General features: G+C 35.0%; 10 protein-coding genes and 2 other annotated features (1 of these 12 cut by a window edge). Of the genes, 9 read left to right on the top strand and 1 reads right to left on the bottom strand.

Translation table 11 applies throughout. The features are described from left to right. Positions 1–261: 261 nt before the first annotated feature. A complete protein-coding gene (gene polA / locus J0J69_RS05450; RefSeq protein WP_055243309.1) occupies positions 262–2898 on the top strand; it encodes a DNA polymerase I in 2637 nt (878 codons plus the stop codon). Positions 2899–2966: 68 nt separating this feature from the next. Here the strand turns inward: polA and J0J69_RS05445 are convergent, their stop codons facing one another. Then, complete coding sequence (locus tag J0J69_RS05445) at positions 2967–3464, bottom strand: GNAT family N-acetyltransferase (protein WP_212724798.1); 498 nt, start codon at positions 3462–3464, stop codon at positions 2967–2969. A gap of 426 nt (positions 3465–3890) precedes the next feature. Between J0J69_RS05445 and J0J69_RS05440 the strand changes: the two genes are divergently transcribed. From J0J69_RS05440 to J0J69_RS05405, 8 genes are all read left to right on the top strand, one after another. Continuing rightward, positions 3891–5321 (top strand): hypothetical protein, encoded by a 1431-nt coding sequence (locus J0J69_RS05440; protein ID WP_212726040.1) that lies wholly within the window; start codon positions 3891–3893, stop codon positions 5319–5321. Positions 5322–5356: 35 nt separating this feature from the next. Continuing rightward, positions 5357–6202, top strand: a complete 846-nt coding sequence (gene mutM / locus J0J69_RS05435; protein ID WP_055305586.1) for a DNA-formamidopyrimidine glycosylase — start codon at positions 5357–5359, stop codon at positions 6200–6202. Continuing rightward, positions 6203–6820: a dephospho-CoA kinase gene (gene coaE, locus J0J69_RS05430; RefSeq protein WP_212724796.1), complete on the top strand. Its 618-nt coding sequence runs from the start codon at positions 6203–6205 to the stop codon at positions 6818–6820. It abuts the gene before it with no gap. A gap of 44 nt (positions 6821–6864) precedes the next feature. After that, complete coding sequence (locus tag J0J69_RS05425; RefSeq protein ID WP_055243304.1) at positions 6865–7230, top strand: hypothetical protein; 366 nt, start codon at positions 6865–6867, stop codon at positions 7228–7230. A 74-nt stretch (positions 7231–7304) separates the two neighbouring features. Further along, a complete protein-coding gene (locus tag J0J69_RS05420) occupies positions 7305–8663 on the top strand; it encodes a replication initiation and membrane attachment family protein (protein ID WP_055305596.1) in 1359 nt (452 codons plus the stop codon). 5 nt (positions 8664–8668) lie between these two features. Then, a complete protein-coding gene (gene dnaI / locus J0J69_RS05415; protein WP_055243303.1) occupies positions 8669–9577 on the top strand; it encodes a primosomal protein DnaI in 909 nt (302 codons plus the stop codon). A gap of 86 nt (positions 9578–9663) precedes the next feature. Then, positions 9664–9878: a binding site (T-box leader), on the top strand. Positions 9879–9958: 80 nt separating this feature from the next. Continuing rightward, complete coding sequence (gene thrS, locus J0J69_RS05410) at positions 9959–11896, top strand: threonine--tRNA ligase (protein WP_055243302.1); 1938 nt, start codon at positions 9959–9961, stop codon at positions 11894–11896. 166 nt (positions 11897–12062) lie between these two features. Then, the gene (locus tag J0J69_RS05405) at positions 12063–13049 is read left to right on the top strand and encodes a CvpA family protein (RefSeq protein WP_212726039.1); all 987 of its coding nucleotides are present in this window, start codon (positions 12063–12065) and stop codon (positions 13047–13049) included. A 54-nt stretch (positions 13050–13103) separates the two neighbouring features. Then, positions 13104–13178: a sequence feature (ribosomal protein L20 leader region), on the top strand; it runs 65 nt beyond the window's last position.

Raw genomic sequence — 13178 nt, 5'->3', positions numbered from 1 at the left:
TGGCAGGAAGCCAATGAGCCAGAATGAGTGAGTCTATTGATAAAAGATGAAGAAGTAGAGGTGTGCCTCCGGTTAGGGGAAAGGTTAGAAGGAGTGTAATATTAAAAAGTAGAAAGAGTTGTGGAGATTTTGTGTTTGAATTTTGATTCATTTGAGCACCGTCCTTGTAAAAATATGTTTTAAACAGTTTTGATGTGTTAAAATAATAGTACAATATAGTAAACAAGGCATAAAAATATGCTAGAGATAAGGGTTGATGCAATGAATACATTAGTTTTAATAGACGGAAATAGTTTAATGTACCGTGCATATTATGCAACAGCATATAGCGGGAATTTAATGAAGACAAGCACGGGTATTTTTACAAATGCGTTATATGGTTTTGTCAATATGATGAATAAAGTCATGGATGAGTATAATCACACGCACATGCTAGTGGCCTTTGATGCAGGGAAAACCACATTTAGACATGAGTTTTTAGATAGTTATAAAGATGGACGTAAACCGATGCCAGATGAACTACGTTCACAAATTAATTTAATTAAAAAATATTTAGACTTATTAGGAGTGAAACGTTTAGAATTACCGACTTATGAAGCCGATGATATTATCGGAACATTAGCGACACTTGGTGAGCAAACGGATTTTGAAAAAATTCATATCATTACGGGAGATAAAGACTTACTTCAAATGGCCGATGAAAAGACGACGGTTCATATTACACGAAAAGGGGTAACTGATATTGAGTCATTTACGCCAGAAGCAGTCTTTGCTAAATATGAATTATCACCAAGTCAGATTGTTGATCTAAAAGGGTTAATGGGGGATCCATCAGATAACTTACCAGGAATCCCAGGGGTTGGAGAAAAAACAGCGATTAAATTATTAAAACAATTCGGAACAGTTGAAAATCTAGTAACTCATACAGATGAGTTAAAAGGGAAAATGAAAGAAAAAGTGGAAGCTAATGTTGAACAGGCCTTGCTTTGTAAACGTATGGCAACGATTCATAGAGAAGTTCCACTTCCAGTTACATTTGACGATTTATTCTATCAAGGACCAGAGACAGCAGAACTCATGAACTTCTTTAAGGAGATGGAGTTTAATGCCTTTCTAAAAAAAATGAAGCTTGAAGAAGTAAAAGAAGAAAAGCCGAAAGCACCGATTCGTATCATTTTAGAAGCGGGAGAGTTAGAAACGTTAAGTTATCAAAATAGTGCAATTCATGTAGAGATTTTTGAGGAAAACTACCATCAGGCTAATATTTTAGGAATTGCGATTGTAAATGAGACAGACGCTTATTATGTGCCTTTTGAAGTGGCAAAGGAAAGCCAAGCATTCATGTCATTTTTAGCGGATGAAGGTGTTAAAAAATCAGTATTTGATGTGAAGCGTTCACGTGTTGCGTTAATGTGGCAAGGATTTGATTTACGTGGTGTTGATTTTGACTTATTATTAGCGACATATGTCATTAATCCAACGAATGTAAGTAATGAATTCAAAAAAGTAGCTCTACATTATGATTATGACGATGTGTTATATGATGAAGAAGTGTATGGAAAAGGGGCGAAACGTGCCGTTGCACCGATCGAGAAAGTGGCCCAACATTCCATTGATATTGCAACTGCTGTGTTTAAGTTAAAAGAAACCGCGATTGAGCAATTAAAAGAACAAGAGCAGTTAAGTTTATTTGAAGAGATGGAAATGCCTCTTGCTGAAGTACTAGCAGTGATGGAGTATAACGGAATGTCTCTTGATCTAACGACATTAGATGAAATGGGTCAAGATTTAAAAGGGCGTATTGAAGCATTAGAATCCCAAATCTTTGATCATGTGGGAGCACCGTTTAATATCAATTCACCGAAGCAATTAGGAGAGGTATTATTCGAAAAATTAGGGTTACCGGTTGTTAAGAAAACGAAAACAGGCTATTCAACGAATGCAGATGTATTAGAAAAGTTAAGTGATGCTCATCCAATTATTAAATTAATTATGGAGTATCGTACGTTAACGAAATTGTATTCGACTTATATTGAAGGGTTGAAAAAAGCGTGCTATGAAGATGGAAAAGTCCACACGATTTTCAACCAGGCGCTGACTCAAACCGGACGTCTTTCTTCAATTGAACCAAATCTTCAAAATATTCCGATTCGCTTAGAGGAGGGACGCATGATTCGTCGTGCGTTTGTGCCAAGTCAAGAAGGATGGGTGATTTTAGGAGCTGACTACTCGCAAATCGAACTTCGAATTTTAGCTCATATTTCAAATACCGAGTCGTTAATTGATGCCTTCAAACATGGAGAGGATATTCATAAGAAAACAGCGATGGATGTCTTTAAAGTGTCAGAAGAAGAGATGACATCAGATTTACGTCGCTCAGCGAAAGCGATTAACTTCGGGATTATTTATGGAATGAGTGCCTTCGGCTTATCGGAAAATTTAAATATTACACAAAAAGAGGCGAAAAAATATATTGATCATTATTTAGAAACTTACTCAGGAATTCATCAGTATATGGAAGATACAGTGAAGTATGCGAAGTTTAATGGTTATGTCTCAACGTTATTTAACCGTCGTCGTTATATTCCTGAATTAACACAGAAAAACTATGCGATTCGTCAATTTGGTGAGCGTACCGCAATGAATGCTCCAATTCAGGGGACAGCTGCCGATATCATCAAAAAAGCGATGATTGATGTTCATCAAGCGATGCTTGAGAAAAACGTAAAATCACGTTTATTACTTCAAGTACACGATGAATTAATCTTTGAAGTTCCACAAGAAGAACTAGATATGATGATTGAATTAGTGACGAAAACAATGGAAAACGTCGTCGAACTCCAAGTTCCATTAAAAGCCGACTACTCATACGGACCAACTTGGTACGATGCTAAGTAAGAAGTATTCTAAATAAATAATAACAAAAGGACATCCCATTCATTGGTGATGTCCTTTTGTGTGTTAAATTAATCACGGTTTGTTGAGGTTAGGGTGTTGTTAGTTGTTTTTTCTTCTAACTGTGCTTCGTAAATTCTAGAGGTCTCTCCCCAAGGATGGTAGCCTAACCCTACATAGTGAAAATCATATTTTTCATAGTATCCGATATGATCGGTACAAAGATAAAGTGAATTAAACCCTAGTTTTTTTGCCTCTTGTTTGATGTGTTCAATAAGGATTGAGCCATATGCATGATGGCGCTCATGTTCTTCGATGTATAGAGCACATAGCCAAGGATAGAGGTCCATTCGACTAATAAAATCATTTGTAATTAACCCTGCACAACCGATAATTTTATCTTCCTTTAATAGGAGATACCACTGAGGTAGCGGACTTTTTGTGTTGAGTGAATGAAGAATACAATCTTCATAAACCTTTAGGCTTTCTGGTGAAGCCCATTTTCCCTGGAAATAACTAATCGCCTGAGTTACAAACTCGGGGTTGGAAGAGACAGAAATCACATGCATAAGATCACTCCGTTTGGTTTAGAATAACTTATTCTATGAAAGGAGGATAACATCTATTCATAGATTTTCTTATAATCCTCTAAAGGTTTTAATTTAATATGAGAGGCTGAAAAAACAGTTTTACAGTGGCTAATTGAATGAGATTTAAAGTTAGAAGATGAGTCGTTATTTGAAGCGGGATATAAGTATTTAAAATAAAGTGAGGCTAATGATGAGGCGTATTTTATCTAGTTTGAACAGGATAGTCGTCTGATTTTTGTTGAATCTTTTTATGGGATAGGTGGTGCTTAATGAATGAATTAAGCACCATTTTTTTATGGTGTTGTATGTTGTTCATGACATTGTGAAAAAATGGAATAATTGATGAATTGCGTAGTGGTTGTATGATAAAATGATTATAAAAGTAGTTTAGCTGGGGTGTAGTTAATGGAGGGTGTAAAAAAGACTAGGGGATGTCAATTTTTTTCGCTTAAAGTTGGATTGGTTTTAGCGATTGTTTTTATTTTTGGAGGTGCTTTTTATTATAATCATCATGTGATTTTGTATCGAAATCAATTGAATCTTTTGGTAAGTTATTTATACGATGAAGTGTCACCTAATCAGGTAGGGGCTGTCTATCAGCGTATGCTTAATGTTGATAGTGATTATCGTGAACGAATTAAGAACGATTTAGAACCGGCTATGATTAGTCGGTATCAATATTATGCGAATCTTTATATGCTTCGAAAGATTGAGTATGAAGAGTATTTGCAATATGAACAAGTCATTGAACCATTATTTTTCTCAAATGATGAGGTTATAGAGACGATAGGTCAGGTCGAAAAATACTATCAATCTCAGCGCGCTTATTTAAAAGGATTCAGTCTTCAACAGCAAGGGTTGATTGAGGAGGCAATTGATTCTTATCAAGAAGTGATGTTTAACGACGAATATTATTATGAACTAGCTAAAATACAAAGACGTGAATGTATTCAAAGTATCAAAAATCAATATTTAACGGAAGCTCATCAGTACTATGAGCAAAAAAATTATATTGAAGCGATTCGACGTCTGGATTACTTGACGCAAACGGATCAAGATGAATTAGTTAACGCTTTGAAATGGTACTATGAGTCTGAATTCTATGTCGAAGCAATTAAAACAGTTGATGATTTCCTGGCAAAAGATGAACTAGCAAGTGCTATCTCGTATTTACAGCAAATATCTGATTCATTTAGTACACAGTATGCGGAGACACTTGAGTTAAAAAGATCAGAGATTAGTTTGCAACGAATGAAACGTCGAGATAAGGTGATGAGCAAGTATGCGGCTAAAATTCAAGTAAATTTAAATGCTGAAAATGGTCACCAAATCATCTCTTATAATGGGATTCCATTACAAGCTACCACGTCATTTAATGTGATTTCTTTTGCAACCAATACTTTTACAACTGTGAAAAAAGAAGTAGATGAAAGTGTAGAAGAGGAGCAAGCCGAACAATATATAAATGTGATGCCTTTACTCGTGACTAATAGTGAGTTAACAAGTGCAACCATGTCAATTTTACTTGGCTATTATAGTGAGTTTTTGAATGATTTTGAGCAAGTTGACATTTATGCAGAGAATCAATTATTATATTCTTTTGATATTGATTCGACACAAAAAAGACAAGTTTGGATTGATGAGTGTGTGATTGAGTGGAGCGAAGTGGAGCTTTCAACACAGGCGGTATATGAATTACTGAATGAAGTTCAGGCCACAACATCGTTAAGCATTGTGTTCCGAGGCCCTCTGATGAACCATTCATTTGAATTAGAATTAGTTGAGAATGCAGTATTAATCATGATGGCTGATATTTATCAGTCAATTAATAAATAAACAACTAGATTAGACGAAAAAGGAAGTTAGATAGTATGCCAGAATTACCAGAAGTTGAAACCGTTAAAGAGGCATTGAATCAAACGGTAAAAGGTCAAACCATTAAAGACATTGAACTTCGTTATGAGCCCATGGTAAAAAATATGAGTGCAGATGAATTTAAGGAAAAATTAATTAATCAAACCATTCAAGAAGTGAGTCGACGAGGGAAGTATTTAGTCTTTCATTTTGATGATTATCAATTGTTATCTCATCTACGAATGGAAGGAAAGTATTTTTATGTGGATTCTGATTTTGAATTAAATCCTCATGTTCATGCGATTTTCACGTTAGAAAATGGAAAACGATTATTATATCAAGATACACGTAAATTCGGAACGTATCATTTATACGATAAAGCCATTGATTTAGAAACGACGGCGCCGTTTCAAGTGTTAGGTTTAGAGCCTTTTGCAACAGAGTTTACACCATCATATGTGAAAGAAAAAATTCAGAACAAAAAGAAACCGATTAAATCATTGTTACTTGATCAAACAGTTGTATGTGGACTTGGAAATATTTATGTCGATGAAGTTCTTTATCGTGCCCGATTGCATCCATTAACTTCAAGCTCAGAATTAACAGACAAAGACATTGCAAATGTGGTAAAATATACGGTAGAAGTATTAGCGCGTGCGATTGAATTAGGTGGAACGACGATTCGTACGTTTCGTTCCTCGCATGGAGTTTCTGGAACTTTTCAAAATGAGCTGTTAGTTCATCAACGAAAAGGAGAGAACTGTTACGAGTGTCACACACCGATTGAGAAAATTAAAGTCGGTGGACGTGGGACCTATTTCTGTCCAACGTGTCAGAAGTTAACGGCGAAGGAGATGAAGTAAATGTTAGTCGTTGGATTAACAGGTGGGATTTCATCTGGAAAAAGCACAGTTACTTCATGGTTTTTAGAAAAGGGAATTGTTGTTTTAGATGCAGATCGTATTGTGAGACAACTTCAGAAGCCAGGAAGTCAGTTACTGTATGATTTAGCGCATGAGTTTGGCTCATCTGTGATTAAGGAAAATGGAGAATTAGCTCGTGATGTACTAGGTTCGATTATTTTTCATGATGAGTCGGCAAAGTATAAGTTAAATGAGATGATTCATCCGCTAGTCAAACAAAAACTAGTGGAGGGAATTGAAGTTGCGAAACGAAATGGGGAACAACTTGTAGTACTTGATGTCCCGCTACTGTTTGAAAGTGATTTTGAATCATTAGCTGATTGTACATTAGTTGTTTATGTTCCACGTGACATTCAAGTAAAACGTTTGATGAAGCGTGATGGAATTGATGAGGATTACGCGTTAGCGAAAATTAATTCACAAATGTCACTCGAACAAAAGCGAGATCGTGCTGATTATGTTTTAACTAATGAGCGCTCCATGAGTGAGTTACGAACTCAATTTGAGGAGATGTTTGAGATGCTTTGGGAAAAAGCATGTCAGACTTCTTTAGATTAGTCTTGACATATAGAGTTGCTATGAAATGATGGGAGGAATTAAAAATGGGATTTATGGACATGTTTAAAACGCACTTCGAGTCGGGGGAAAGGGCGACAGATGAGGTGTTGATGACACACTATTATAAAAATAATTATCAACAAACAAAGGCAGGATTGTTAGAGGTCGCTAAAGAGTTAGATTTCAATGTTGCCTTTGAAGACGATATTCGTCAAGAATTAATGTTGAAACGTAAAGATTGTGAGGTTATCGTCACGATTGTAAAAATTAATCCAATCGAAACGACGGTGGATTTTACAGTCAATACAGCAGGTCTAATCAGCTTTGGAAAAGGAAAGAAAGTCATTCAGTCTTTATATCAAGCATTAGATAAGCGATTAATGTTTAAAGGTCTTGCTTTAAACCGATAATATAAGAAATCAATCCCTATTTTAAATAGGGATTTCACATTTTAACAGAAGGAGTGTTTGTGGTGGATACAACGATGATTAAACCGAATACAGAATTCGAACTTTGTGTCACACAAATGATGACTTCGGAAGAATTGCAAATTTTAACGTTACTTTATCAACCTATTATCGGCTCTGTGGCCGTTAGCTTATATATGACTTTAAATACATTAGCTAGTAAAAGTAGTCCCTCTTTATTTTCACATCACTTATTATTACAAGTTTTAAATGTTGGAGTAGAAGATTTATTGGCTTTACGATATAAGTTAGAAGCAGTTGGATTGATTCAAGTGTATGTCACCGAAGAAGATCATCATTTGACATATTATTTAAAGAAACCGATGCAGGCAAAAGCCTTTTTTAATGATGGGATTATTAACGTCTTTTTAAATTTAAAAGTTGGAAATCATGATTATCAGCAATTAAAACAATTATTTGTTCAAGAACTCCCACACATTCAAGGACAAAATATTTCAAAACCTTTCAATGAAGTTTTTGATACAACGGTTCTTATGCGTTCTTCTGCTACTTTACAGGCAAGTCCTTTACCGACAGTGGCGGATAATCAAAAGGGTGTTAAATTAGAATTAGCATTTGATCAAGAATTGTTATTTGCCTTACTGAAGCAGTTTGGAATGGATGATCAGATATTATCTGATAAGCTATTAGATCAAATTAATAAAATTGCCTTTTTATATAAGCTAGATGAACATGAACTAGCGCGTCTCATTTTTGATGCCCTTGATACGGATGGCTTTGTGAATTTAGAAGTGTTCCGCAAGCAAGCGAAACAATACTTCCAATTCTTGAATAAAGGTAAGCCGATTGAGGTTGTGGAGATGCCAAAAACTAAACAGGAGGCGCCACTTATGGATGAGACACAAGCTGCTTTATCAAAAGAAAAGCAATTACTTGTCCATTTATCGCAAAATCCAATTGATTTCCTACGTTTTAAATATCACCAAAAAGAGCCCGTTCCAGCTGATCGGCAGTTAGTAGAGTGGTTAATGGTCGATCAACAGATGGCACCAGGAGTTGTTAATGTTTTAATTGATTATGTATTAAATATTTCAGATGGGCGTTTGCCAAAACAATTGGTTGAAAAAATTGCGGGTGAATGGCAACGTAAAGAAATTAATACAACTGAAAAGGCTATGGTACAAGTTAAGACAATGTTAAAAGCAAAACAAAAACGTGAAATTGAAAAAACAATGCCAGCAGCAGCGAAGGTGTATCCAAAGACAGCTCGAGTCGTACGACAAGAACAAGTGCCAGATTGGTTAAAGGCAAATGCACAACGTGTCGAAGAGAAGAAGTCATTAACGGATGACGATTTACAAAAGATCGAACGTATGAAACAATTACAAAGTCAACTTTTAAATCAGAAAGGGTGAGAGTGGTGCAACGAATTGGAGATTTAATGGCTAGACCAGCAGGGGCGAAGGAAGCTTATACGGAAATTTTAAATGAACCTGAGATTGCAAAAGCATTACATCAATATCAAGATGACATTGATCCATCTTTAATCTCGAATTATATTTCTGATTTAGATGAGTTTTTAAGAAATAAAGAAAAGTGTAACGGATGTGTAGGATTAAATAGTTGTAGGCAACCTATTAAAGGCCATTATCCAACACTGAAACCTTCTTATAAGCAATTAAAGGTGGCGTATACGCCATGTCAGTATGCGTTAAATCAAAAACATTTAGAAAATATTAAGAGTTTCCATATGCCGGCTGATATTTTAAATGCAAATTTCGAACAATTTATTATGGATCCGGAGCGTGCCGAGTTTTATGAAAAGGCATCGTTGTTCATCCATGAATATATGACGACAAAAAAAGGGCGTGGGCTTTATCTATATGGTCCATTTGGAACTGGAAAGACATATATGTTAAGTGCAATTGCTAACATTTTATCTCAACGAGGAATTGTTTGTGGACTTGTTTATTTTCCAGAATTAATTGCTGAAATTAAATCAGGATTTAATAGTGAAAACAGTAGTGCGTATGATAAGATTGAGCAATTAAAACAAATTGAAGTGCTTATGCTTGATGACATCGGAAGTGAGTCCATGACGAGCTGGATGCGTGACGAAGTGTTGGGGCGAATTTTAAACTATCGTATGCACCAAGGATTGCCAACCTTCTTTACTTCAAATCTCGATTATAATCAGCTTCAACATCATTATTCCTATACGCAAAAAGGTGAAGTGGAAGAAATTAAAGGAGCTCGTGTATTAGAACGCATTAAAGCTTTAACAACCCCTGTGGCCATTACAGGAACAAATTATCGCCAAAAACGATAAAAATTGAAGTATTTTTTCTTGATTTCAAAAAAATCATGCATTATAATATGAATCAGACATATAATATATAGGTAATTCGTCACATATTAAAAGTTTTGATAAGGATAAGGTTTAATAAAAACGACTTTTTAGAGAGGAAATCCTCGGCTGTAAGATTTCTAAGAACGCTTATTAAATTACTCCCTTTGAACTGGACTTGAAAAAGATTCCCGCTGGCTGCGTTAAAGCTGAATTAAGTTGCTGATAAAGTCTTTTACTTTATCGGAAATAGGATGGTACCGCGATTTCAATCGTTCCTACTCGTTAAGATTAGGAGCGATTTTTTTATATTCATAAAAATTCGCTCCGATCATCATGAATCACAAAAAGGAGGAAAACACTATGATTAACATTACTTTCCCAGATGGAAATGTGAAACAGTTTGAAAATGGAATTACTGCTGAAGCGATTGCTCAATCAATTTCACCAGGATTACGTAAACGTTGTGTGGCAGCTAAATTAAACGGACATTTATATGATTTAACTCGTCCAATCGAGGCAGATGCAAAAATCGAGTTAATTACAAATGATCGCCCTGAAGCTTGGGAAATCATTAATCACTCTGCGGCTCATTTAATGGCAGCAGCGATTAAACGTCTATATCCAGATGCAAAATTCGGAGTAGGACCAGCTATCGAAGATGGATTCTATTACGATATCGATACAGAAGCAAAAATCACTGAATCAGATTTAGCAGCGATTGAAAAAATGATGCAAAAAATTTCTTCAGAAGCTTTACCAATTATCCGTCGTGAATTAAGCCGTGAAGAGGCAAAAGAATTCTTTGCCAATGATGAATATAAATTAGAATTAATTGATGCTATTAAAGAAGGAGAAGTTATTACAACTTACTCTGAAGGAGATTTCACTGACTTATGTAGTGGAGTTCACGTGGGTAATACAAAAGATGTTAAATTCTTTAAATTATTAAATGTAGCGGGAGCTTACTGGCGTGGAGATAGTGATAACAAAATGTTAACTCGTATTTACGGGGCAGCTGCTTTAACAAAAGATCAATTAGCTGAACACTTACGTATTTTAGAAGAACGTAAAGAGCGTGATCATAAAAAAATCGGACGTGAATTAGAATTATTCACATTCAGTCCATTAGTTGGACAAGGACTACCAATCTGGTTACCAAACGGGATGAAAGTTCGTCAACAAATTGAGCGTTATATTATCGATCTAGAAGAAGAGTATGGATATCAACACGTTGCAACTCCAGTTATGGGATCAGTTGATTTATACCGTACATCAGGACACTGGGCACATTACAAAGAAGATATGTTCGTGCCAATGGAAATGGACAATGAAGAATTAGTTTTACGACCAATGTCTTGTCCTCATCACATGATGGTTTATAAAACAAAATTACGTTCATATCGTGATTTACCAATTCGATATGCAGAGCAAGTTATCCAACATCGCTTTGAAGCATCAGGTGCTTTAACAGGTCTTGAGCGTGTTCGTGCGATGACGTTAACTGATTCACATATCTTTGTTCGTCCAGATCAAATTAAAGAAGAATTCTCACGTTGTTTAGAGTTAATTCATCGCGTGATCAAAGATTTCGGTGTAGAAATCAACTACTATCGTTTATCTTTACGTGATCCAAATAACAAAGAGAAATACTTCGATGATGATAAAATGTGGGAAAATGCAGAATCAATGTTACGTGAAACATTAATTGAAAATAATATCCCATTCATTGAAGCAGAAGGGGAAGCAGCCTTCTATGGTCCTAAACTTGATATCCAAATCAAAACAGCATTAGGGCACGATATCACAATGTCAACAATTCAATTAGACTTCTTATTACCAGAACGTTTCGATTTAACTTATGTTTCTGAAACTGGAGAAAAAGTACGTCCAGTTGTAATGCACCGTGGATTAATCGGAACTTATGAACGTTTCATGGCTTACTTAATTGAAACATATAAAGGAGCATTCCCATTATGGTTAGCACCAACTCAAGTAACAGTGATTCCGGTTAACAACCAATATCACTTAGAGTATGCAAAAGAAGTAGTGAAAGAATTACGTAAATATAAAATTCGCTTAGAACTTGATGATCGCGAAGAGAAAATGGGTTACAAAATCCGCGAATCACAAACTAAGAAAATCCCAATGTCTATCGTATTAGGAGACAAAGAGGTTGCAAATAATGAAGTAACATTCCGTCGCTTCGGAGAGCAAAAAACTGAAACATTACCACTTAAAGAATTCGTTCACTTCTTAGTTGAAGAAATCGCTGAGCGTAAAAATCATAAACCTGAATAATGAATAGAAAAAGGAGACATCGTCTCCTTTTTTTATATTTTTGAATAAAATCGATAAAAATCACAATAATGAAGGTAATATAATATGTCATTTATATCTAGAATATAGGGAAGAATAGTTATAGATATAAACATCCAAAGTGGTGGCAGTCATGGGGGGAATGGAAGTGATAAAAATTTTAGTTGTTGATTTAATTATATTCATCGTTTTTTGTATCGCATCAATCGTTGGTTATCAACGTTCTTATCGAATTAGTCTTGTCAATTTAGTGATTCACCTCTTTTCAATTTTTTTATCAGCTTTAGTAGCGGGGGCACTTGTCAATAAAGTGGTATCTTATCTTCCTAAGAAGCTTAAAGTATCTTTATTTGTACCAGATAGTTTTTATTATTTAATTGAGCCTTATGAAGAAAATATCATTCCTTTTATTGTTTTTTTTATTTTGTTTGTCGTTGCATTTGTGATTATTAAGAGTGTAGTTTATGTTTTTTCAGTTAATTATGAATGGCATCAATATTTTTTTCCATCCGCAAAATTTAATCGGATTGGTGATGGTTTGTTAAGTGTTTTATTAAGTATTTTAAATGCATATACGTACGTTATCGTGATCGTTATTATTTTAGCCTTTCCACTATTTGATTTCGTTAAACCTTATTCACTGAGCAATTTATTACTTAAGGTGAATCCGTATGTGTCTCATTTAGTGGAGGAATTTTATCAACCGTATGAAGACGTGAAAAAGAGTATTGATTTATTTGGCAATGAATTAGATGATCTCTTTGCTAATAATAAAGTTAATCTGAATCAATTAGAGCAGTTTATTAAGAAACACCCGAATCAACGTCAAGAAATTCAAGCGGCATTTAAAGAGTTTCTTCCTTTTATGGCCACGACGTCAGTATATTTAAGTTTCTTTCTTGATAATAAAATAGATGCACATGAGATGGAGGCTTACTTAACTAGCATGAAGACGTATATCGATCATAATGTCATCACATTGGAAATTTTTAATTCTTATTATAAAGAGTTGATTCGCAATGGAACGTATGATAGACTTATTGAGGATGAAGTCATCAGTGATGAAGCTTTGAAGACTTTAATCAATAGCGGCATGCTAAATGATGATAATCTAAAAAAGTTAAAGAATATGTAACACTTCATTGACATATACTAATTGAGGTGTTATAATCAATAAATGTGAATATCATGTGGAAAGAAGAAGTACCCACTTCTCACCTGATTAGCTAGAGCTGATAGGTTAAACGTCACTATCGTTACGACG

It is taken from the genome of Turicibacter bilis (assembly GCF_024499055.1).
Lineage (GTDB): Bacteria > Bacillota_I > Bacilli_A > MOL361 > Turicibacteraceae > Turicibacter > Turicibacter bilis.
The sequence above is the reverse complement of the archived record's forward strand: the minus strand, read 5'-3'. Positions and strand labels throughout refer to the sequence as shown.